Raw genomic sequence first — 22,450 nt, 5'->3', positions numbered from 1 at the left:
TCTCTGCTCACTGTCACACCCATCGCGTAGGCTCGAAGACGTACTGATCCACCTGAGGAGACGTACCGAGCCATCACTCTTGGGGAGGGGGCCCAGTGCTCATCGACACGTATGGCCGCGTGGCCACCGACCTGCGCGTTTCGCTCACGGACCGGTGCAATCTGCGGTGCACGTACTGCATGCCGGAAGAGGGCCTTCAGTGGCTCGCCAAGCCCGATCTGCTCACCGACGACGAAATCGTCCGGCTGATCACCATCGCCGTGCGCGACCTGGGCATCGACGAGGTCCGCTTCACCGGCGGTGAGCCGCTGCTCCGCCCCGGTCTGCCCGGCATCGTCGAGCGCGTCGCCGCCCTCACCCCACGCCCCCAGATGTCGCTGACCACCAACGGCATCGGCCTGGAGCGCACCGCCACCGCCCTCCGCGACGCCGGTCTGGACCGCGTCAATGTCTCCCTCGACACCCTCCGGCCGGAGGTCTTCCAGGCCATGACCCGCCGCAAGCGGCACGGCGACGTCCTCCGCGGCCTGGAGGCGGCCCGCGCGGCCGGACTGACCCCGGTCAAGGTCAACGCCGTCCTGATGCCGGGCCTCAATGACGACGAGGCCCCCGACCTGCTGGCCTGGGCGATCGCGCACGACTACGAGCTCCGCTTCATCGAGCAGATGCCGCTGGACGCCCAGCACGGCTGGAAGCGCGACGGCATGATCACCGCGGGCGACATCCTCGCCTCGCTGCGCACCCGCTTCGCGCTCACCCCCGAGGGCCAGGACGAGCGTGGCTCCGCGCCCGCCGAGCGCTGGATCGTCGACGGCGGCCCGCACCGCGTCGGAGTGATCGCCTCGGTCACCCGCCCGTTCTGCCGGGCCTGCGACCGCACCCGTCTGACCGCCGACGGCCAGGTCCGTACGTGCCTGTTCGCCACCGAGGAGACGGACCTGCGGACCGCGCTGCGCTCCGAGGCGCCCGATGACGAGATCGCGCGGATATGGAAGGTCGCGATGTGGGGCAAGAAGGCGGGCTCGGGTCTGGACGACCCGTCGTTCCTGCAGCCGGAGCGCCCGATGTCCGCGATCGGCGGCTGAGCCGGTCGGTCTCAGCGACCGGCGGCCGACGCCTCCCAGTCCTCCAGCGTCACGACATCCTTCAGGAAGCCGCGCACCCCGAGGAACTGCGACAGATGCTCCCGGTGCTCCTCGCAGGCCAGCCAGGTCTTGCGCCGGTCCGGAGTGTGCAGCTTCGGGTTGTTCCAGGCCAGCACCCACACGGCCGCGGCGCGGCAGCCCTTCGCGGAGCAGATGACGGCGCTGTCGGCGGAGTCCTGGGGATTCGGGGAGTTCACGGCCTCAACCCTACGTCCTGGGATCACGGACCCGGCCCGGCGATCCCGCCCGTCAGGCCCTGCGGACATGACGACGCCGGGCAGCCACGGGGGGAGCCGCCCGGCGTCGGTCCGTCGCTCCGACGGGGGATGCGGAGCGCGTACGCAGTATGTCACGGGGGAAGGTGCCGAGTGCACCGGAACTCCATGATTGATCTGAGCTTTTCTTGAGCTTTGCAGACCGGGAGATGATCAGCGGGGGTCATGTTCCGGTGCGGAAGCGCCCGCCGCCGGACGTTCCGGAACGGACTCCGACGGGGCGTCGGAGGCACCCGGCGTCAGCATCGGCCTGGTCGGGCCCGCGACGAAAGTCTTCGGGAGCGAAGGGGCGTTCTCCCGGCCCGCGTTGGCGATGACGACCGCGATATAGGGCAGCGCCAGCCCCAGTACCAACGTGGCGATGGCCACGGGCCGCTCGATGTTCCACAGCACGACGGTCAGCACCACGGCCACCGTCCGCACCGCCATCGAGATCACATACCGGCGCTGCCGCCCGCGGACATCCTCGGACAGCCCCTGCCGGGCTCCGGTGATCCGGAAGGTCTCGCCGCTGCTCTGCTTCCGCATCACGCTCCACCACCTGGTCAGTCATGCCGGATTTCCCCGCTATCCGGTCGGTTTCCACGGTACGCCGCGACTGCGCCGCCTTCGAGACCGGGTCGTGCCACGCCTCGCCCGGGTCGGCCGGGCCACCGTGCGTACACCCGGCTCCGGCGTGCGCCGTAGTCGAAGCGGGGCGACACTGACGGAGCGACCGTCATCTGCACCGCGCCGCAAGAGGAGTCGACATGACGTGGTTGTGGGCCATCATCGTGGGCCTGGTGCTGGGCCTGATCGCGAAGGCCATCATCCCGGGCAAGCAGCAGATTCCGCTCTGGCTGACAGTGATCTTCGGCATGCTGGGCAGCGTCCTCGGCAACTGGGCGGCCACCGGCATCGGGGTCAACGAGACCGGCGGCATCGACTGGATCCGGCACCTGCTGCAACTGGCCGGCGCGGTCCTCGTCGTCGGCATCGGTGACCGCCTCTGGGTCTCCATGCGGGGCCGCAAGAAACAGGCGACCTAGCCGTGCTCACACGGGCGGCCGGCGCACCCTCCGCGCGCCGGCCGTCCGTACGTCTGCCGTCTCAGCGGCCGTCGAGCCGGCCCAGCTTGCGGCCGGCCTTCAGGTAGGCGACGCCGGGGGAGTCCGCCAGCTTCTCGGCCAGCACCTCGCCCAGCGGCCGGGCCGCATCGGCCTCCGCCAGCACCACGGTCTGCTGCTTGCCCTCGCCCTCCACGACCAGCCGCAGCGCGTTCTGCTTGGCCAGCCGCCGCGCCGCCGAGGCGCTCGGGGTGAACTCCAGCACCGTCGTCAGCACCGCTGCCACCGTCTCCGCGCCGTGCGCCGCGACATCCACCGACGGCAGCGACTCCACATCGGCGAACGACTTCTTGGAGAACTGCGCCACGAAACCGGCCCGCGCCGCCATCGCCGCGTCCATCCCGTACAGCGCGGCCACGACCTCGCCCGCCAGGACCTTCTTGAGGTCCATCGGGTGCAGCGAGCGGTCCGCGACCCGGCCCAGGACGAGCGCGATCTCCTCGTCGGTCCACTCCGTCCAGGCCTTGAGGTACGGCTCCATCAGCCGGTCCGGCACCGACATGATCTTGCCGAAGACATCGTCGGCGGGCGCGCTCAGCCCGACGTAATTGCCCTTGGACTTGGACATCTTGGCGCCGGTGCCGTCCGTGCCCTCGATCAGCGGCATGGTCACCACCAGCTGCGGCCGCTGCCCGCGCAGCTCCATCAGCTTGCGGCCCATCTGCAGATTGAGCAGCTGGTCGGAGCCGCCCAGCTCCACATCGCACTCCAGCGCCACCGAGTCCAGGCCCTGGGCGATGGGGTACAGCAGCTCCGTCATGGTCAGACCGGACCCGGCGGCCAGCCGGTTGCGGAAGTCCTCGCGCTGCAGCAGCTGCGAGGCCGGCACCTGGGCGAGCAGCGACAGCAGCTCCGGGAAGGTGTACGGCGCCAGCCACTCGCTGTTCTGCCGGAAGCTGACCTTCTCGAAGTCGAAGAAGGGACGTACCTGTTCGCGGTACGTGGCGAGGTTCTGCGCGATGTCCTCGTCGGTCAGCGGCGGGCGCTCGGCCGTACGGCCCGAGGGGTCGCCGATCTTGGCGGTGAAGTCACCGATGATCAGCGTGACGTCATGGCCCAGCCGCTGGAACCGGCTCAGGATGATCAGCGGGACCGCATGCCCGAGGTGCACATCGGTGGCCGTCGGGTCGATGCCCAACTTGATGTGCAGACCCTTGCCGGCCGCCCGGCGCTCCTCGATCCGCTCGGCCAGCTTCTCCACGCCCGGCAGGACCTCGACCGTACGGGCCGCGATCAGCTCGGCCTGCTCCTTGGCGGGCAGGTCCGTCAGATCCAGATAGCGCCGCGCGCCCGTCTCCTTGAGCAGCTCCTGGACCGTGGCGTCCGAGGAGAGGTCGGCGGAGAGCAGCGTGGTGGCGCGGGCGACGGATTCGCCGAGGCGTGTCATGGCGTTCCTGATCGATCGTGGTTCCCCGAGGGGAGGACAAGCGGACAGTCTATTCGCCCGGTACGACACTCCCGCGCCGTGCGCCCGCCGGGTACGACACTCCCGCGCCGTCCGCCCGCCCGGCCCGCCGCGACGGGCCGGGCGCACACAGGCCTCTCACACCCCGCGGCTGACCGAACTCATGTTGAAGTCCGGAATGCGCAGCGCCGGCATCGCGGCGCGGGTGAAGTAGTCGCCCCACTCGCGCGGCAGGGTCCGCTCCGTACGGCCCGCCTCCACCGCCCGGGACAGCAGGTCCACCGGCGACTCGTTGAACCGGAAGTTGTTGACCTCGCCGACCACCTCGCCGTTCTCGACCAGATAGACACCGTCCCGGGTCAGACCGGTCAGCAGCAGCGTCGCCGGGTCCACCTCGCGGATGTACCACAGGCAGGTCAGCAGCAGCGCCGGACCGTCATGGCCGGCGGCCGCCACCATCTCGTCCAGCGAGCGCGAACCTCCGCCCTCCAGCAGGAGGTTGTCGATGCCCGGCGCCACCGGCAGGCCGGTCAGCCCGGCACTGTGCCGGGTGGTCAGCAGCCGGTTGAGCACCCCTTCGCGGATCCAGTCGGTGGCCGTCAGCGGCAGCCCGTTGTCGAAGACCGAGGCATCGTCGCCGGAGGAGTGCGCCAGGACGAACGGCGCGCACTCCAGCCCCGGCGCCCGCGGGTCGCTGCGCAGCGTCAGCGGCAGCTCGCTGAGCCGCTCGCCCAGCCGGGTGCCCGTCCCGGGCCGCCCCGCCGCGCCGTCGCCGTCGGCCGGCCTGGAGAAGACCGTGCGGCCCTCGGCGGCGTCCCGGGCGCCGGACGACCACATCTGGTAGATCAGCAGGTCGGCGACGGCGGTCGGCGGCAGCAGCGTCTCGTACCGCCCGGCGGGCAGCTCGATGCGCCGCCCGGCCCAGTCCAGCCGCCGGCTCAGCTCGGTGTCCAGCTCCCGCGGGTCGACATCGGTGAAGTCGCGGGTCGCCCGGCCGGTCCAGGCCGAGCGGGGTACGGCCCCGTCGGAACCTGCCGCCCTGGCGTTCAGCTCCAGCGTCCCGGTGGGCTGGTCGTGCCGCAGCCGCAGCCCGGTCGAGGTGCCCAGATACGACGAGACGACCTCGTGGTGGGCGAAGCCGTACAGCTCCCGGCCGCCCGCGCGGGCCAGCTGGAAGGACTCGCCGAGCGCCGGCGCGAACGCCGCGAACACCTCCGAGGAGGTCTCGGCGGGCGCCTCGGTGAAGTCGGCGGACGCCTTCCCGCCGCCGACCAGCGGCTGGGCGTCCTCGGCGGGCCCGGCCTCCCGGGCGGCCGCCTCGGCGGCCCGGACCAGCGGCTCCAAGTCGTCCGCCGTCACCGCGGAGCGCGAGACGACACCGGAGGCGGTGCCCTGCCCGCCGTCCACGGTCGCCACCACCGTCAGGGTGCGGCCGCGGGTGACGCCATTGGTGGTGAGCGCATTGCCCGCCCAGCGCAGATTGGCGCTGGAGTGCTCATCGGCGATGACCGCACAGCCGTCGGCGCGGGAGAGCTCCAGCGCCCGCTCGACGATCTCGTGTGGGGTGTTCGTACGCGACCTGCGCGTGCTCATCGACCGGCCTCCTGCGTCGTGTTCAGACTGTGCCTTCCCGGGGGACGACCCCCGGACCCCCGGCCGGTTCCGTGGTGGCGGCTCATCGACCGGCCTCCTGCGTCGTGTTCAGAATGTTCACGCCCTGGAAGAGGGCGGAGGGGCAGCCGTGCGAGACGGCGGCGACCTGGCCGGGCTGGGCCTTGCCGCAGTTGAAGGCGCCGCCCAGCACATAGGTCTCCGGGCCGCCGACCGCGGTCATCGAGCCCCAGAAGTCGGTGGTGGTCGCCTGATAGGCGACGTCCCGCACCTGCCCGCAGAGACGGCCGTTGCGGATCGCATACGCCCGCTGCTGGGTGAACTGGAAGTTGTACCGCTGCATATCGATGGACCACGAGCGGTCGCCGACGACATAGATGCCGCGCTCCACCCCGGAGATCAGCTCGTCCGTGGACGGGCCGTCCGCCGCCGGCCGCAGCGAGACGTTCGCCATCCGCTGGACCGGGACATGGCCGGGGGAGTCCGCGTAGGCGCAGCCGTTGGAGCGGGTGAAGCCCGTCAACTGGGCGATTCTGCGGTCGAGTTGGTAGCCGACCAGGGTTCCGTCCTTGATCAGGTCCCAGGACTGTGCGGCCACTCCCTCGTCGTCGTAGCCGATCGTCGCGAGTCCGTGCTCGGCGGTCCGGTCGCCCGTCACATTCATGATCCCGGAGCCGTACGCCAGCTTCCCGAGCTGGTCGAAGGTGGCGAACGAGGTCCCCGCGTACGCCGCCTCGTAGCCCAGCGCCCGGTCCAGCTCGGTGGCGTGCCCGATCGACTCGTGGATCGTCAGCCAGAGGTTGGACGGATCCACCACCAGGTCGTACGCACCGGCCTCGACGGTCGGTGCGCGCATCTTCTCGGCGAGGTGCTCGGGGATCCGGGCCAGTTCACCGTCCCAGTCGTAGTGGCCGCCGGTCAGATACTCCCAGCCGCGCCCGACCGGCGGGGCCAGGGTCCGCATCGAGTCGAAGTCGCCGCTCGCCGGGTCCACCGCGACCGCGGTGAGCTGCGGATGCAGCCGTACCCGCTGCTGAGTGGTGCTGGTGCCCGCGGTGTCCGCGTAGAACTTGTTCTCCTGGACGGTCAGCAGCGCGGCGTCCGCATGGGCCACGCCCTCGGCGGCCAGCAGCCGCGTGCTCCACTCCGCCAGCAGCCCGGTCTTGTCGGCGTCCGGGACGTCGAAGGGGTTGATCTCGTACGAGGAGACCCAGGTGCGGTCCGGGTGCGCGGGTTCCGGCGCCAGCTCCACCCTCTCGTCGGAGCCCGCGGCCTTGATCACCTTCGCGGACAGCTTCGCCATCGCCACCGCCTGCGCGGCCACCCGCGCGGCCGCGTCCATCGTCAGATCCACCCCGGACGCGAACCCCCAGGCCCCGCCGTGCACCACCCGCACCGCGTACCCCAGGTCGGTGATGTCCGAGGTCCCGGACGGACGGGCGTCGCGCAGCCGCCAGGACGCGCTGCGGATCCGCTCCAGGCGGAAGTCCGCATGGTCGGCGCCCAGCGCGCGGGCGCGGGCCAGCGCGGCATCGGCCAGCGCGTGCAGCGGCAGCGCCAGGAATGTCTCGTCAACGGCATGGGGTGCAGGCAAGGATTCCTCCCGTGGTCGGCGCCTGCATCATGCCCTGTGGCGGGCCCCCGGCCCAGAGGACACCGGGGTGCGGCACCGGGCGCCGGCCAAGGTGACGCACGGTGCCGGGGTCCGGTGCGACACGGCCGGCGGGGGCCGCCGCGGTCCGGGATTCCGCCGTGGTTCTGTGGAGACCCGACAGTGACCGGCGCACGCGCCTGTCCGTGCTCGATTCCCCGGAAGGACCCCGCGACCGATAGTTTCGTATCGAACGCAGGACGGACAGAAACGGAAAGGGTGATCTCTTGAGCCGCTCGGTTCTGGTCACCGGAGGTAACCGCGGCATCGGCCTCGCCATTGCCCGTGCCTTCGCCGAGGCAGGCGACAAGGTCGCCATCACCTACCGCTCGGGCGAGCCCCCCGCGGGATTTTTGGCCGTGAAGTGCGACATCACGGACAACGAGCAGGTCGAGCAGGCGTACAAGGAGATCGAGGAGAAGCAGGGTCCGGTCGAGGTGCTGGTGGCCAACGCCGGCGTCACCCGTGACCAGCTGCTGATGCGGATGTCCGAGGAGGACTTCACCTCGGTCCTGGAGACCAACCTCACCGGCACGTTCCGGGTGGTCAAGCGCGCCAACCGCGCGATGCTGCGGGCCCGCAAGGGCCGGGTCGTGCTGATCTCGTCCGTGGTGGGCCTGATGGGCGCGCCGGGCCAGGCGAACTACGCCGCCTCCAAGGCCGGGCTGGTGGGCTTCGCCCGCTCGCTCGCCCGCGAGCTGGGCAGCCGCAACATCACCGTCAACGTCGTCGCCCCCGGCTTCGTCGACACCGACATGACCCGCGTGCTCACCGACGAGCAGCGGGAGAGCATCGTCAAGCAGGTGCCGCTCGCGCGGTATGCGCAGCCCGAGGAGATCGCCGCCTCGGTCCGCTTCCTGGCCTCCGACGAGGCCGCGTACATCACCGGAGCCGTCATTCCTGTCGACGGCGGATTGGGCATGGGTCACTGATCAGCATGAGTGGAATCCTTGCAGGCAAGCGCATCCTGGTCACGGGTGTTCTGACCGAGTCGTCGATCGCGTTCCAGGCGGCCAAGGTCGCCCAGAACGAGGGCGCCGAGGTCATCCTCACCGGCTTCGGCCGGCTCTCCCTCGTGGAGCGGATCGCCAAGCGGCTGCCCAAGCCCGCCCCGGTCATCGAGCTGGACGTCACCAACCAGGAGCACCTGGACGGTCTGGCCGACAAGATCCGCGAGCACCAGGGCGAGGGCGCCCGCCTCGACGGCATCGTGCACTCCATCGCCTTCGGCCCGCAGGGCGCCTTCAACTTCCTGGAGGCCGAGTGGTCGGACGTCGGCACCGCGGTCCAGGTCTCGGCGTACTCCTACAAGTCGCTGACCATGGCCTGCCTGCCGCTCATGGAGCACGGCGGCGCGGTCGTCGGTCTCACCTTCGACGCGCAGATCGCCTGGCCGAAGTACGACTGGATGGGCGTGGCCAAGGCGGCGCTGGAGAGCACCAACCGCTACCTGGCGCGTGACCTGGGCCCCAAGGGCATCCGCTGCAACCTGGTCTCGGCCGGCCCCATCAAGTCGATGGCCGCCAAGTCCATCCCCGGCTTCGAGGAGCTGGCGGACGTGTGGAACCACCGCGCCCCGATCGGCTGGGACCTGGCCGACCCGGAGCCGGCCGGCCGTGGTGTCGTCGGCCTGCTGTCCGACTTCTTCCCGCGGACGACGGGCGAGATCGTGCACGTCGACGGCGGTGTGCACATGATGGGCGCCTGACGTCCCGCGTTTCCTCCATGCTGCCCGTCCCGGTGTGCCGGGGCGGGCAGTACGCATTGCGCCATGGGAATCAGTCATGGCCCTCACGGGAATACCGCCCCCGCCCGCCCCGTTGTGGCCCGCAGGGGGCGCCGGCCTCCCCTACGGGAAGTGTTCGACCCCTCAGGGCCCCGGAACGGTCAGCCGGCAGCCGAAGGGGTGCGCACTCGCCTCGGCGGCCGCCCGGTCGGCGTCGCCCGCACGGATCGCCTCCACCAGCCGGGCATGGTCCATATGCGCCTCGGGCCGCAGCTCCTCGCCCACATCGGCCCGCAGGAAGTCCCGCAGCACGCCCCCGAGGTCGGCGTAGATCTCGGCCAGCACCTCGTTGTGGGAGGCCGACACGATCGCCATGTGCAAGGTCGCGTCCGCCTCCACGAAGGCCTCCGCCGCACCGGACTCCCAGGCCCGCTCGCGCCGCTCCAGCAGGGTGTCGATCTGCCGCAGGTCCTGTGGGGTGCGCCGCTCCGCGGCGAGCCGGGCGGCCGACGCCTCCAGGGCGCTGCGCAGCTCGGCGACGTGGCCGGGCTCGGCCGCCGCGAACCGGCGGTTCATCACCCCGGCCAGTTCACTGGTGGCCACCACGTAGGTGCCCGACCCCTGGCGGATGTCCAGCAGCCCGTTGTGGGCCAGCGCCCGGACGGCCTCGCGGACGGTGTTACGGGCCACCCCGAGCTGCTCGACGAGTTCCGGTTCGGTCGGGATACGGGATCCCACCGGCCACTCACCGGACGTGATCTGGGCGCGCAGCTGCGCGATCACCTGGTCCGCCAGCGCGGACCGGCGGGGCGAGGTCAGAGGCATGGCTGCGCTCCGGGGGGAAGGGGCGGACGGACGGCGGCGGGGCGGCGCCCGCCGGATCCTGTCGGTTCCCGGCGCCGCCCGAGACAGCAGAGGCTACCGATATCAATTGGACAGGGATTCATCCCATGATTCTATGATGGCGTCTATGGCAGACGACGACCTCGCGACCCTCGGCCCCTCCACCGACCCGGCCGACGGCCCGCAACACCCGCAGCCGGGCCCCGGGCATGCCGCCCCGTCGGCCGGGCCGGCCGGCCGCTGGCTGCCGCGCCTGGTGATCGCCGGTCTCGTCCTCGCCGCGCTCAACCTCCGCCCGGCCATCACCAGCCTCGGCGCCCTCCTGGAGGAGGTCCGCGCCGGCCTCGGCATGAGCGGTACCGTCGCCGGCCTGCTGACCTCCGTCCCTGCCCTGTGCTTCGCCGCCTTCGGCATCGCCGCGCCCCGGCTGGCCAGGCGCTGGGGGCCCGGTGCGATCGTCTGCGCCGGAATGGCCGCGATCACCGTGGGCGTCGTGGCGCGCCCGTACCTCGGCGGCACCGGCGGTTTCCTCGCCGCCAGCGCGCTCGCCCTGGCCGGAATTGCGGTCAGCAATGTCCTGATGCCGGTCGTCATCAAGAGCTGGTTCCCCGGCCGGGTCGGCTCGATGACCGGGCTCTACTCCATGGCGCTGGCCCTGGGCACCTCGCTCGCCGCGGCGCTCACCGTCCCCATGACCGAGGCGCTGGGCGGCAGTTGGCGGACCGGCCTGGCGGTGTGGGGGGCGCTCGCCGCGGTCGCCGTGCTGCCCTGGCTCGTGGTGGTCCGGCAGCGCCGGGCCCTCGCCGGAGCGGCCGCCTCCACCGCGGCCCGGCCCCCGGAGGCCCCGGTACGGATCACCTCGTCGCCGACCGCCTGGGCGCTGGCCGTCTTCTTCGGCCTGCAGGCCACGGCCGCGTACATCACCATGGGCTGGATGCCGCAGATCTTCCGCGACGCCGGGGTCTCGGCGGGTACCGCGGGCGTGCTGCTCGCCGTCACGATGGCGATGGGCGTCCCGCTCTCCTTCGTCCTGCCACGGCTGGCGACCCGGATGCGGCACCAGGGCCCGCTCGTGGTGCTGCTCGGCCTCTGCGGTCTGGCCGGCTACACCGGACTGTGGCTGGCACCGGCCGCCGGCGCCTGGGCCTGGGCGCTGCTGATGGGCATCTCCAACTGCGCCTTCCCGCTGGCCCTGACGATGATCGGGATGCGCTCGACCAGCTCCGCCGGCGTCGTCAAGCTCTCGGCCTTCGCCCAGAGCGTCGGCTATCTGATCTCCATTCCCGGACCGCTGCTGGTCGGCACGCTCTACCAGCACAGCGGCGGCTGGGGGCTGCCGATCGCCCTGATGGCCGGGCTCATGGTGCCGCAGATCGCGGTGGGTGTGCTGGCCGGCCGGGACCGCCGGATCGAGGACGAGGCGTGAGTGCGACACTGGGCCCATGCCAGTGCTCGAACCGAATCCGCAGGGCGGACAGAAGAAGCTGCTCCTCGTCCTGGGCGCCATGCTCGGCGTGACCGTCGTCGTCGCGATCATCGCGAGTGTCATCGCGCCTTAGCCGGACCGTGGCCGGAACCCATGGGCCCCGTGGCCGGAACTCGTGGGCGCGGGGTGGGGGCAGCCCCCGCGTCCCCTAGGGGGCAGGCGTCAGGGGTGAGTGGGTGGCTTCCCGGATAGGAACGGCCCCCGGTGATCCGTAGCGTCGAAGTACACCGCAGACAGCGGTGGGCGCGCCGCCGTCCGCGGCCGGGCGCGCCCGTCGACGCATCACGGAGGCACTCCGCATGTCCGCCGCGTTCCGCCGCCCGCCCGCAGCCAAGGCGTCCCGTCTGCGGACGCGGCTGCCGTGGTGGGCGCTGGCCCTGCCGGTGGTCTCCTTCATAGCCCTGCTGGCGCTCGTCGCCGGCTCCTCCGAGGCGAGCGCCGCGAGCGCCCGGCAGGGCCTGGCCCCGCTGCTGGAACTCCTGGCCGAGCTGCTGGACGGCGGTGTCCGGTGATCAGCCGTGCCCGCGTCCCACCCAGCGGAACGAGCGCTTCAACACCCCGCGCCCCGCGCCGCCTTTCGTGCGAAGCTGGGACGCATGAGCGCCGATACACCCCGCCGGATTGTCCTCCTCCGACACGCCAAGGCCGAATGGTCGGACAGCAGCGACCATGAGCGTCCGCTCGCCGACCGCGGCCGCAAGGATGCCCCGGTAGCCGGCCGCTGGCTGGCCGGAGCCGGGATCACCCCTGATCTGACCCTGTGCTCGACCTCAGTGCGTACCCGCGAGACCTGGAAGCTCGCCGTCCATGAACTCCCGCAGCGGCCCAAGACCGTCTATGAGGAGCGGATCTACGAAGCCTCTCTCGGCGAGCTCATCGCGCTGCTGAACGAGACTTCCGACGAGGTGAACGACCTGATGCTGGTCGGGCACAACCCCGGTGTGCACGCCCTCGCCGACGCCCTCTCGGGCGAGGCCGACGGTGATCTGCTGCCGCGGATGAACCGCAGCGGCTTCCCGACCGCCTCGGTGGCCGTGCTGACCTTCAACGGCTCCTGGAAGTCGGTCGAGCACGGCGTCGGACGGCTGGTCGCGTACTGGACGCCGCACGAGTGATCCCGGCACCTCCGCCCGCCCGGTGCGTGCGGGGAGCGGAGACGACGAGGGCCCCGGCAGCGGTTCTGCCGGGGCCCTCGGCCGTGTGAGGACGGCGTCTCGTCAGGCACGTCGACCGCGTGGCCGCGTGGCCGTGCCGACACGGCCGGTGCGGCCGGCGCGGGTCACTCGTGGGTGTCCGCCGCCTCGACCTCGTCGCGGGTGATGCCCAGCAGATACAGCACGGTGTCCAGGAACGGCACGTTCACGGCGGTGTGCGCCGCCTCCCGCACCACCGGCTTGGCGTTGAAGGCGACACCGAGCCCGGCCGCGTTCAGCATGTCGAGGTCGTTGGCGCCGTCCCCGATCGCCACGGTCTGCGCGAGCGGCACCCCCGCCTGCTGTGCGAATTCCCGCAGCAGCCTGGCCTTCCCGGCCCGGTCCACGATGGCGCCGGTGACCCGGCCGGTGAGCTTGCCGTCGACGATCTCCAGGGTGTTGGCGGAGGCAAAGTCCAGCCCCAGCTCTTCCTTGAGCGCATCGGTGACCTGGGTGAAGCCCCCCGAGACGACGCCGACTTGATAGCCGAGCCGCTTCAGGGTCCGTACCAGGGTGCGGGCCCCGGGGGTGAGCCGCACCTCCTTGCGCACGGCCTCGACCACGGAGGCGTCGAGCCCGCCGAGCAGCTCGACCCGGGCGTGCAGCGACTGCTCGAAGTCCAGCTCACCGCGCATCGCGGCGGTGGTGACCTCGGCGACCTCGGCCTCACAGCCGGCGTGCGCCGCGAACAGCTCGATGACCTCGTCCTGGATGAGCGTCGAGTCGACGTCCATGACGACCAGCCGCTGCGCCCGGCGCTGCAGCCCGGCCGCCACCACGGCGACATCCACCCCGAGCTGTGCGGCCTCGGGCGCCAGCACACTGCGCAGCGCCTCGGTCGCCGCACCGGAGACCGCGAACTCGACGGCGGTCACCGGATACTTGGCGAGCCGGAAGATGCGGTCGATGTTGCCGCCGGTGGACGTTATGGCGGCGGCGATCGCGGCGGCCGACTCGGCGGTGAGCGGATGCCCCAGCACGGTGACGTGCGAACGTCCGGTGCCGCGCGGGCGGTTGTCACCCCGGCCGGAGATGATCTCCGCCTGGAGGTTCAGCGACTCGGCCCAGCTGTGCACGGTGGCCCGCAGGTCGCCCTCGGAGGAGCCGGTGGCGCCCTGAGCGGGGGAGGGGGCGGTGACCAGTGCGCACAGCGTGATGCGTCCCCGGGTCACCACCTGTTCGATGTCCACGACATCGACGGAGTAGGCAGCGAGGGTGTCGAAGAGACCTGCGGTGATGCCGGGCCGGTCCTTCCCGAAGATCTTGACGAGCAGGGTCGGTACGTCATCGCCCGTTACGGCGGTGGCAGGCGGGATCTGCGATGCGCTCATGGTGCCCTTACGGTAACCGCCGGGCGGCCGCGTCCGTACGGGTGTCCGGGGTTCGGACCGGCGCGGCCCCGTGCCCTCGGGCCCGCGCCCCGTCGCTCCCGGCCCCGGTCGCCGCCGTCGATCGTTATGGAGTCGTGTCCGGCCCGCCCCGGACCGTTGGCCGGGGCATCCGCCCGGTATGCCAACGCCCTTGCCGGACCGGAGCGTTCGGCAGGCTGACGGAGCACGACCGCGCCGGGCCGCGCCGCCGGTCGGGTATTCGTCCGCTTCATCCCATAATGCGGCCTCCGGGGCGGACGTGCATGACGTACCCGGCGGGTGCTGCACGCGCCCCGCGGTACCCGGTCGGTCCGGAACACCCGGAATCCGGTGATCCCTGCCCATGCATGGGTTCTTCCCGTGCTCCGGGAGCGTTTGGCGTCACCGGCGCGGGCCCCCTGCACCCCGGTCACGTCCCGGTTTCCGGTCGGTGGGCCAAGCCTGAAATAGTTCCTCACGATGTTCGCCATCCCTAGACTTCCCATACAGGGCGTCACTCGGGGGACTATGTAATGGGGCATGGAGTGCCTGAACTCGTACTCGAATTGAACGGAAGGACCTGGACGCTCGACCCGTCCCGGTCCTACAACGTGGGCCGTGATCCGCAGGGCGACATGGTGCTCGACGACGCCAGGGTCTCCTGGCGGCACGCCACCGTGAGATGGGCCGGCCGCGGCTGGATCATCGAAGACCAGGGCAGCACCAACGGCACGTACGTCCAGGGCCAGCGGATCCACCAGATGGAGATCGGCCCCGGCTCGACCGTGCATCTGGGCAATGCCACCGACGGCCCGCGGGTGACCCTGTCGGCCCCGGCCGCCGACGCCTTCAGCGCGCGGCCCGCGATGGCGCCGCAGCAGCAGGCCGCGCAGGGCTGGCAGGCGCCCCCCGCACACCAGGCGCCGGCCCACCAGTCGCCCGCCCAGCAGGGCTGGCAGGCGCCGCCGCAGGGGCAGCAGCCGCCCTACGTCCCGCCCCAGCAGGCACAGCCGCAGCAGCAGGCCGTGCCCCCGCAGCAGGCCCGGCCGCCACAGGAGCGCCCCGCGCAGAAGGCCGGCGGGGGACCGGTCCACGGTGACCGCAGCCCGACCACCTTCCACCGCCTCGACTCGGGCCGGGTGATGCGCATCGGCCGTGCGCTGGAGAACGAGCTGGTCGTCTCCGACCTCCAGGTCTCCCGCCACCACGCCGAGTTCCGCGCCACCCCCGACGGCCGCTTCGAGATCCGCGACCTGGGCAGCCACAACGGCACCTACGTCAACGGTCAGCCGGTCGCCAAGTCCGGTACGGCGGTGATCGGCCCGAACGACATCATCGGCGTCGGTCACTCCACCTTCCGGCTGGTCGGCGACCGCCTTGAGGAGTTCGTCGACACCGGCGAGGTCTCCTTCTCGGCCCGCCATCTGACCGTCACCGTCGACGGCGGCAAGCAGATCCTCAAGGACGTCTCCTTCGGCGTCCCCGAGAAGTCGCTGATCGCGGTCATCGGCCCCTCGGGCTCCGGCAAGTCGACCCTGCTCAAGGCGCTGACCGGCTACCGGCCCGCCAACCAGGGCGATGTCCTCTACGACAACCGGAACCTCTACAAGCAGTTCGCCGAACTGCGCCAGCGCATCGGCCTGGTCCCGCAGGACGACATCCTGCACAAGGAACTGACCGTCCAAAAGGCGCTCCGCTACGCCGCCAAGCTCCGCTTCCCCGGTGACACCGCGGAGTCCGAGCGCGAGGCCCGGATCGACGAGGTGCTGCGCGAGCTCAAGCTCGACATCCACAAGGACAAGCGGGTCACCTCGCTCTCCGGCGGTCAGCGCAAGCGGGTGTCGGTGGCCCTGGAGCTGCTCACCAAGCCGTCACTGATCTTCCTGGACGAGCCGACCTCCGGACTCGACCCGGGCATGGACCGCGATGTCATGCAGCTGCTGCGCGGCCTCGCCGACGACGGCCGTACGGTCCTGGTCGTCACGCACTCGGTGGCCGAACTCGGGCTGTGCGACAAGCTGCTGGTGATGGCCCCGGGCGGTGGCGTGGCCTACTTCGGCCCGCCCGAGGAAGCGCTCAACTTCTTCCAGTACGACACCTGGGCGGATGTCTTCTCGGCGTTCGAGAACTACCGCGACTACGACTGGATGGGGCGCTGGCGCGGCTCCCCGCACTACCAGATGTACGCCGCCGACATCGACGCCGTCGCCCCGCAGTCGGTCAACGTCCAGGTGCCGCCGGCCCGGATACAGAAGTCCCAGAGCTGGGGCTCGCAGCTGTGGACGCTGATGCGCCGTTATGTCTCGGTGCTCGCCTCCGACCGCGGTTTCCTCGGGCTGATGCTGATCCTGCCCGCGGTGCTCGGTGTGGTCTCGATGCTGATCCCCAGCGACTACGGCCTCGGCTACGGACCGCTGAACAGACACCGCACCAACCGCGACGCGAGCACGATCATGCTGATCCTCGCGGTCGGGATGTGCTTCTCGGGCGCCGCCAACTCGGTCCGTGAGCTCATCAAGGAGCGGGTCATCTACGAGCGCGAACGGGCCACCGGCCTGTCGCGGTCGGCGTATCTGATGTCCAAGGTGATCGTGCTCGGCGTGGTCACGGCCATCCAGGGCGTGATCATCGCGGCGATAGGTTTCTCGACCCGGAACATGCCCGACGAGGGCCTCCTGGTGGAGAAGGTCCCGGCGATCGAGATGGCGCTGGCGATCATCGCGCTCGGCTTCACCTCGATGATGTTCGGCCTGATCATCTCCGCGCTGGTCAAGACCGCCGAGAAGACCATGCCGCTGCTGGTCATGTTCGCCATCGTCCAGGTCGTCTTCACCGGCGTGCTCTTCCAGCTCTTCGACACGGTGGGCGTCGCGCAGTTCGCCTGGCTGATGCCGTCGCGCTGGGCCGTCGGCGCGATGGGCGCGACCGCCGACATGAACACCCTGCTGCCGTGGGAGCCGGGCAACCCGGACCCGCTGTGGAAGCACCAGACCGGTGTCTACGTGATGGACATGATCATCCTGATCACGCTGGGCATCGCGCTCGCCTTCGTCGTCGCGCGGCTGCTGCGCCGCCACGAGCCGGAGGTCATGCGCAAGTAACGCCGCGCTGTGCACCGGCACGCCCGAGGGGCGGCACCCGAACCGGGTGCCGCCCCTCGGCGGTGTGCGCACGTCCGCGGACTGCGTGAACCGTCGGCTCAGTAGGCCGAGTTGACGTTGTCCATCGAGCCGTAGCGGTCGGCCGCGTAGTTGCAGGCGGCGGTGATGTTGGCGACCGGGTCGTACAGGTTCCAGGAGGTGCCCTCGACGTGGTACGCGTTGAAGGTCGGCTGGATCACCTGGAGCAGGCCCTTGGACGGGGTGCCGTTGATGGCGTTGATGTCCCAGTTGTTGATGGCCATCGGGTTACCGCTGGACTCCCGCATGATGTTGCGGTGGATGCCCTCGTAGGAACCGGGGATGCCCTTCTTGGCCATGATGTCCAGCGACTCGCGGATCCAGCCGTCCAGGTTGTCCGGGTAGACCTTGGCGGCGGGCTTCGCGGCCGGCTTCGGGGCGGCGGCGGGGATCGCGGTGCGCACCTCGGAGCGGTTCGCGGCGGCCTTCGCCGCGCGCGCCTTCTCGGCCTTGGCCTTCGCCGCGGCGGCGGCCTTGGCCTTGGCGGCCTTCTCGGCGGCGGCCTTCTTGGCGGCTGCGGCCTCGGCCTTGCCCTTGGCGGCGGAGGCGTCGGCCTGCTGGCTGATCGTGGCCTGCTGGGTCTTGGCAGCGGTGGCGACGGCGCTGAAGGCAACCGGCTTCACGTTCTCGACCGCGGTGGCCTGGCTCTTGCCCTGGCCGGCATCGCCACCCGGGACGAGGGAGAAGACCAGAGCGGCGGCACCGGCGGCGGCGACACCGGCGGCGGAGAGCTTGTGGGTCCGGGTCAGACGGTGGAGACCAGAAGTGGCGTGCTGAGGCATGGCGGGACAGACCTTCCGATGGGGGGACGCCGCACGGGCCTTGAGCGGGGCGAACGCCGAGTTCCGACCACGGCGCCGAGCGACGGGAGCCATTCTTAGCGGCCGGAAATTCCCCCGGCAAAGGTGTGACGTACGATCCGAGTTAGTGGAACCGCAGTGCGCAATATTCCGTCCCGGATAGAAGCACCCCAGCTCACGCCGTATTCACGGCACCACTACCCCGGCTCGTAAGTGACCTGCGTCCTATGCGCGGCGTCACAGTGGCGGAGGGTTTGTCTCGCCGGATGTAATTGCAAATGCACAGTCTGTATACATCGGAATGCGACGGTGAATCGACTGAGGGCCTTTCCGGTCAAATCGGGCATTTCGCATTTCGGTGTCGGGCAGCCCCGGGGCCTCACCCTGCACGCCGCCCCACCCAAGGGCCCGCTCCGCCGCCTCCGCCGCCTCCGCCGCCCTGATCCCGCGGCCTGGGCGTGCGTCCGGCGCTTCATCGGACTCGGCGGCCACCGGACCCGGAACTCAGTCCGGCAGCACCAGATGCAGATCGCCGAATTCGTGCCACAGATAGCGCCCCCGCACCGCCGCCGTGTAGGCGCGCCGCAGCGCCTCCCCGTCCGCCGTCACCGACGCCACCGCCTCCAGCATCAGCAGATGGGACGCGGTGGGCTCGTGCAGCCCGGTGAGCAGGCCGTCCACCGCCCGCACCCCGCGCTCCGGCGTCACCACCAGATCCGTCCAGCCGGCCGCGGCCCGCACCCGCCCGTCCGTACCGGCAGCCGACTCCAGGGCCCGTACGGCCGTGGTCCCCACCGCCACGATCCGCCCGGACGGGGCGCTCCCCGCCGCACGCCGCCGCCGCGCCGCCGCCCTGCGCCGGGCCCGTGCGGCGTTCACCAGCCACGCCGTGACCGGCGGCACCACGAACCGCTCCGGGTACGGCGGCTCGAACGCCTCCGCCGAGGCGACCCCCGTGTGCAGCGCGACCGGCGCGAACTGCACCCCCTTGCTCACCAGCCGCGCCACCAGTTCCGGAGTGAAGGGCCGGGCGGCACTCGGCATCTCCGCGCTGCCGCCGCCGGGCGCGTCCACCGCGAACACCGTCTGGTACGCGGCCAGCGGCTGGTCCCGGTCCGTGTAGCCGTAGCGGATCGGCCGCCCGTGGCGCCGCATCAGCTCCGCCACCCGCGCGCCCGTCACCCGTGCCCACCACAGCCGTACGCTCCCGGGATCCACCGGGCCCTCCAGGACCAGCCGTCCCCCGCCGGGCAGCCGCACCACGGTGCCCGCCGGGCCGCCCGCCCGCGGCCGGGTGCTGCCGTGCCCGTCCGGGCTGCGCAGCTCCACCGCCCAGCGTCCGGCCACCGCCCGGCCCGCCGGATGCCACCGGTCCGCCCGGGTCGAGAAGTGCACCACCACCGGCTCACCGCGCCCCCGGCCGTCGCCGACCCGGCCGTCCACCGCCGCCGGCAGCGTCCGCGAGGTGTTCACCACCAGGACGTCCCCGGCCGCCAGGAGGTCCGGCAGGTCCCCGAAGGCGTGGTGGCCGACCTCGGCCGCGCCCCGGCTCACCAGCAGCCGGACGGCGTCCCGGCCCAGACCGGGCCCCCGCTGCTCGGCCGGAACCCGGGCCGAGAGCTCGTCCGGGACCCGCAGCAGGTCCGCGATCACCGGACGCTCACCTCGCCGGTGGTGGCCGCCACGGACGCAGCCGTGTACCGCCCGCTGGGGGCGGCACCGTCCAGCAGCCGCAGCAGTGCCGGGACCACGGTCCCCGGCAGCGGGCGCCCCGAGGCGTCGTCGTCCGGGACGGCGGCCGCGTACAGATCGGTCCGCATATCGCCCGGGTCCACCCACCACACCCGCAGTCCCGGTTCCTCGGCCGCGAGCACCGCCGACTGCTGGTCCAGTGCGGCCTTTGCCGCTCCGTAGCCGCCCCAGGTCGGATAGGCCTCCACGGCCGCGTCCGAGCTGATGTTGAGAATCGCCCCACCTGTCCCCATATAAGGGGGCGAAACGGACAATCCGGCATTTCGGGCATTCTCGGTGTAGGGGTGCGAATCGTATGCCTCGCCATTGTCGTCACCGCTGTCGTGAAAAGTGCGCTCCGCGGGTGCGGCAAATTCCTCATACGACGGCAAATAGGAGGACATAAGCAAAAGCGGCAAAGCCTGCTGAATAAGTCCCAGTGGCGCCACCACATTCACCTCCAGCGCCGTCCGCAGCCCGTCCAGCGGATGGTCCGCCAGCCGCACCAGCGGCTCGGCCCCCAGCGCGCTCGCGTTGTTCACCAGCAGATCGAGCCCGCCCAGCTCACCGGCCGCCGCCACCAGCGCCGCCCGGTGGCCGGCATCCGCCACGTCGCCGGGCAGCGCCACCACCCGTGCCGCCCCGCGCCCCGCTCCCTGCCCCGCTGCGCGCAGCTCCCGCGCGGCCTCCTTCAGCGGCCCCGCCGACCTGGCGTCCACCACCAGATCCCAGCCACGCCCCGCCAGCGCCGCCGCCAGCGCCCGGCCCAGCCCCTTCGATGCCCCAGTGATGATCGCCACCGGCATGATCACGTCCCCTTCCGTCCCGGACCGGGAGCCCGGCCCCCGCCCTCACCGTAGGAACGCCACCACCCCCCGGACGTCGGCCGCCGGACCGGCCGTGGCCAGGGCATTCGGCCTAGGCCGGGGGGCTTAGGCACCAGCCGTCATCGGACCGATACGGGCTGGTCGCCCCGCCGGTACGGTGAGCCCATGACCAACGGACCGGGAGCGGGGATCCCCGCGGTGAGCACCGCGATCCTGGCGATGAGCAGGCACCTGGAGGTGCGCGACGTCCTCAAGACGATCGTGGCCTCGGCCCGCGAGCTGCTGGACGCCGAGTACGCCGCCCTGGGAGTGCCCGACGATCACGGCGGCTTCGCCCAGTTCGTGGTGGACGGCGTCAGTGCCGAGCAGTGGAAGGCCATCGGCCCGCTGCCCCGCCAGCACGGCATCCTCGCCGCGATGCTGCACAACGCCACCCCCGAGCGGCTCGCCGATGTCCGTGAGGACCCGCGCTTCGGCGGCTGGCCCGCGGCCCACCCGGACATGTCCGACTTCCTCGGCCTGCCGGTCGCCGACGGCGACGAGATCCTCGGCGCCCTCTTCCTCGCCAACAAGCGCTGTCCCAAGCCGGCCGGCGGCTGCGGCTTCACCGAGGAGGACGAGCGGCTGCTCGGGATACTCGCCCAGCACGCCGCCATCGCCCTGACCAACGCCCGCCTCTACGAACGCAGCCGCGAGCTGACCATCGCCGGGGAGCGCGCCCGGCTCGCCCACGAGCTGCACGACGCGGTCGCCCAGAAACTCTTCTCGCTCCGCCTCACCGCCCAGGCCGCCACCGCCCTGGTCGACCGTGACCCGGCCCGCGCCAAGGACGAGCTGCACCAGGTCGCCGCACTGGCCGCGGAGGCCGCCGACGAACTGCGGGCCGCCGTCATCGAACTGCGCCCCGCGGCCCTGGACGAGGACGGCCTGGTCGCCACCCTGCGCTCACAGGCCCAGGTCCTGGACCGCGCCCACTCCGCACGGGTCACCTTCGCCGCCCACAGCGTCCGGGCGCTGCCCGCCGCCCAGGAGGAGGCCGTGCTCCGGGTCGCCCAGGAGGCGCTGCACAATGCTCTGCGGCACTCCGGTGCCAAGACCGTCGAGGTGACCCTGACCCGCAACGGCCAGGGCGCACTGCTGCGGATCGCCGACGACGGCTGCGGTTTCGACCCCCGCGCGGTCCGCCGGGCCGGCCGTCATCTCGGCCTGGTCTCGATGCACGACCGCGCCGGCGGCGTCGGCGGAAAGCTCACCGTGGAGTCGGAGCCCGGCAAGGGCACCGCTGTCGAGATGGAGGTGCCCGGTGGCTGAGAGGGACAGGGACGGTGTGACGGGGGTCCCCCGGGGTGACGGCAGGGGACGCCCGGGCCGACGGCCGACGGGCGAAGGCCGGGCCATCCGCGTACTGCTCGTCGACGATCACCAGGTCGTGCGCCGCGGGCTGCGGACGTTCCTGGAGGTCCAGGAGGACATCGAGGTGGTGGGCGAGGCCTCCGACGGGGCCGAGGGCATCGCCGCCGCCGAGGAGCTGCGCCCGGACGTCGTCCTGATGGACGTCAAGATGCCCGGCATGGACGGCATCGAGGCGCTCCGCAAGCTGCGCGAACTGGACAACCCCGCCCGGGTGCTGGTCGTGACCAGCTTCACCGAACAGCGCACCGTCGTCCCGGCGCTGCGCGCGGGCGCGGCCGGCTATGTCTACAAGGACATCGATCCGGAGGCGCTGGCCGGCGCCATCCGCTCCGTCCACGCGGGCCATGTCCTGCTGCAGCCGGAGGTGGCCGGCGCGCTGCTTGCCCAGGAGGAGAACAACGGCGGCCAGGGGCGCGGTACGTCACTGACCGACCGGGAGCGCGAGGTCCTCGGCCTGATCGCGGACGGCCGCTCCAACCGCGAGATCGCCCGCGCGCTGGTGCTGTCCGAGAAGACCGTCAAGACCCATGTCTCCAACATCCTCATGAAGCTCGACCTCGCCGACCGCACACAGGCCGCACTGTGGGCCGTACGGCACGGCATCGGGGCCTGACCGCCGTACGGGAGCGCCGCTCCGGCCGCGGCGCCCCTGTACATCCAGGGCGCTCCCGTACAACGACAGCAACCGGAATGTCGTCTTCAGATCCGAG

General features: G+C 71.7%; 21 protein-coding genes. 11 read left to right on the top strand and 10 right to left on the bottom strand.

Annotation, left to right across the window (positions count from 1 at the left end):
• The first annotated feature begins 95 nt into the window (after positions 1-95).
• Positions 96-1,085, top strand: a complete 990-nt coding sequence (gene moaA, locus NUT86_RS10615) for a GTP 3',8-cyclase MoaA (protein ID WP_018091779.1) — start codon at positions 96-98, stop codon at positions 1,083-1,085.
• 11 nt (positions 1,086-1,096) lie between these two features.
• On the opposite strand, the gene NUT86_RS10610 is transcribed toward moaA, so the two are convergent.
• On the bottom strand, positions 1,097-1,342 hold the full coding sequence (locus tag NUT86_RS10610; RefSeq protein ID WP_018091778.1) for a hypothetical protein: 246 nt from the start codon (positions 1,340-1,342) through the stop codon (positions 1,097-1,099).
• A 231-nt stretch (positions 1,343-1,573) separates the two neighbouring features.
• Positions 1,574-1,948: a DUF3099 domain-containing protein gene (locus NUT86_RS10605; RefSeq protein WP_274734788.1), complete on the bottom strand. Its 375-nt coding sequence runs from the start codon at positions 1,946-1,948 to the stop codon at positions 1,574-1,576.
• A 221-nt stretch (positions 1,949-2,169) separates the two neighbouring features.
• On the opposite strand from NUT86_RS10605, the gene NUT86_RS10600 reads away from it, so the two are divergent.
• Complete coding sequence (locus NUT86_RS10600) at positions 2,170-2,448, top strand: GlsB/YeaQ/YmgE family stress response membrane protein (RefSeq protein ID WP_018091776.1); 279 nt, start codon at positions 2,170-2,172, stop codon at positions 2,446-2,448.
• 61 nt (positions 2,449-2,509) lie between these two features.
• Here the strand turns inward: NUT86_RS10600 and tyrS are convergent, their stop codons facing one another.
• From tyrS to NUT86_RS10585, 3 genes are all read right to left on the bottom strand, one after another.
• Positions 2,510-3,913, bottom strand: coding sequence for a tyrosine--tRNA ligase (gene tyrS / locus NUT86_RS10595; RefSeq protein WP_274734787.1), 1,404 nt, complete (start codon positions 3,911-3,913; stop codon positions 2,510-2,512).
• Between the two features lie 156 nt (positions 3,914-4,069).
• Complete coding sequence (locus tag NUT86_RS10590; RefSeq protein WP_274734786.1) at positions 4,070-5,524, bottom strand: metallopeptidase TldD-related protein; 1,455 nt, start codon at positions 5,522-5,524, stop codon at positions 4,070-4,072.
• An 82-nt stretch (positions 5,525-5,606) separates the two neighbouring features.
• Positions 5,607-7,136: a TldD/PmbA family protein gene (locus NUT86_RS10585; RefSeq protein WP_274734785.1), complete on the bottom strand. Its 1,530-nt coding sequence runs from the start codon at positions 7,134-7,136 to the stop codon at positions 5,607-5,609.
• A gap of 284 nt (positions 7,137-7,420) precedes the next feature.
• Between NUT86_RS10585 and fabG the strand changes: the two genes are divergently transcribed.
• Together fabG and fabI are read left to right on the top strand one after the other, a co-directional pair.
• On the top strand, positions 7,421-8,125 hold the full coding sequence (fabG, locus tag NUT86_RS10580; RefSeq protein ID WP_018091772.1) for a 3-oxoacyl-[acyl-carrier-protein] reductase: 705 nt from the start codon (positions 7,421-7,423) through the stop codon (positions 8,123-8,125).
• A gap of 5 nt (positions 8,126-8,130) precedes the next feature.
• Entirely contained in the window at positions 8,131-8,901 is a 771-nt protein-coding gene (gene fabI / locus NUT86_RS10575; RefSeq protein ID WP_018091771.1) for an enoyl-ACP reductase FabI, read from the top strand.
• 162 nt (positions 8,902-9,063) lie between these two features.
• Here fabI and NUT86_RS10570 read toward each other — a convergent pair whose 3' ends face one another.
• On the bottom strand, positions 9,064-9,744 hold the full coding sequence (locus NUT86_RS10570) for a FadR/GntR family transcriptional regulator (protein ID WP_018091770.1): 681 nt from the start codon (positions 9,742-9,744) through the stop codon (positions 9,064-9,066).
• A gap of 145 nt (positions 9,745-9,889) precedes the next feature.
• On the opposite strand from NUT86_RS10570, the gene NUT86_RS10565 reads away from it, so the two are divergent.
• From NUT86_RS10565 to NUT86_RS10550, 4 genes are all read left to right on the top strand, one after another.
• Positions 9,890-11,188 (top strand): CynX/NimT family MFS transporter, encoded by a 1,299-nt coding sequence (locus tag NUT86_RS10565; protein ID WP_274734780.1) that lies wholly within the window; start codon positions 9,890-9,892, stop codon positions 11,186-11,188.
• 16 nt (positions 11,189-11,204) lie between these two features.
• On the top strand, positions 11,205-11,321 hold the full coding sequence (locus NUT86_RS10560; protein ID WP_262371136.1) for an SGM_5486 family transporter-associated protein: 117 nt from the start codon (positions 11,205-11,207) through the stop codon (positions 11,319-11,321).
• A 226-nt stretch (positions 11,322-11,547) separates the two neighbouring features.
• Positions 11,548-11,760 carry a hypothetical protein gene (locus tag NUT86_RS10555; RefSeq protein ID WP_018091767.1) on the top strand — a complete coding sequence of 71 codons (213 nt, stop codon included), beginning with the start codon at positions 11,548-11,550 and terminating at the stop codon, positions 11,758-11,760.
• An 84-nt stretch (positions 11,761-11,844) separates the two neighbouring features.
• Positions 11,845-12,363: a SixA phosphatase family protein gene (locus tag NUT86_RS10550; RefSeq protein WP_018091766.1), complete on the top strand. Its 519-nt coding sequence runs from the start codon at positions 11,845-11,847 to the stop codon at positions 12,361-12,363.
• Positions 12,364-12,527: 164 nt separating this feature from the next.
• Here the strand turns inward: NUT86_RS10550 and serB are convergent, their stop codons facing one another.
• Positions 12,528-13,772: a phosphoserine phosphatase SerB gene (serB, locus tag NUT86_RS10545; protein WP_018091765.1), complete on the bottom strand. Its 1,245-nt coding sequence runs from the start codon at positions 13,770-13,772 to the stop codon at positions 12,528-12,530.
• 551 nt (positions 13,773-14,323) lie between these two features.
• On the opposite strand from serB, the gene NUT86_RS10540 reads away from it, so the two are divergent.
• Positions 14,324-16,891: an ABC transporter ATP-binding protein/permease gene (locus NUT86_RS10540; protein WP_274734776.1), complete on the top strand. Its 2,568-nt coding sequence runs from the start codon at positions 14,324-14,326 to the stop codon at positions 16,889-16,891.
• A 98-nt stretch (positions 16,892-16,989) separates the two neighbouring features.
• Here the strand turns inward: NUT86_RS10540 and NUT86_RS10535 are convergent, their stop codons facing one another.
• The 3 genes from NUT86_RS10535 to NUT86_RS10525 all read right to left on the bottom strand — a co-directional run bounded on the left by NUT86_RS10535 (position 16,990) and on the right by NUT86_RS10525 (position 20,306).
• Entirely contained in the window at positions 16,990-17,751 is a 762-nt protein-coding gene (locus NUT86_RS10535) for a transglycosylase SLT domain-containing protein (protein ID WP_018091763.1), read from the bottom strand.
• Between the two features lie 522 nt (positions 17,752-18,273).
• Positions 18,274-19,422: an S-adenosylmethionine:tRNA ribosyltransferase-isomerase gene (locus tag NUT86_RS10530; RefSeq protein ID WP_274734773.1), complete on the bottom strand. Its 1,149-nt coding sequence runs from the start codon at positions 19,420-19,422 to the stop codon at positions 18,274-18,276.
• A complete protein-coding gene (locus tag NUT86_RS10525; protein WP_274734772.1) occupies positions 19,419-20,306 on the bottom strand; it encodes an SDR family NAD(P)-dependent oxidoreductase in 888 nt (295 codons plus the stop codon). Before NUT86_RS10525 ends, NUT86_RS10530 begins: the two co-directional genes overlap by 4 nt.
• A gap of 186 nt (positions 20,307-20,492) precedes the next feature.
• Between NUT86_RS10525 and NUT86_RS10520 the strand changes: the two genes are divergently transcribed.
• Positions 20,493-21,638, top strand: coding sequence for a GAF domain-containing sensor histidine kinase (locus NUT86_RS10520; protein WP_018091760.1), 1,146 nt, complete (start codon positions 20,493-20,495; stop codon positions 21,636-21,638).
• 85 nt (positions 21,639-21,723) lie between these two features.
• Entirely contained in the window at positions 21,724-22,353 is a 630-nt protein-coding gene (locus NUT86_RS10515; protein WP_093643006.1) for a response regulator, read from the top strand.
• The last annotated feature ends 97 nt before the right edge of the window (positions 22,354-22,450 follow it).

The organism is Streptomyces sp. G7(2002), assembly GCF_028870195.1.
GTDB classification, from domain to species: Bacteria; Actinomycetota; Actinomycetes; order Streptomycetales; family Streptomycetaceae; genus Streptomyces; species Streptomyces nigrescens.
The sequence above is the reverse complement of the archived record's forward strand: the minus strand, read 5'-3'. Positions and strand labels throughout refer to the sequence as shown.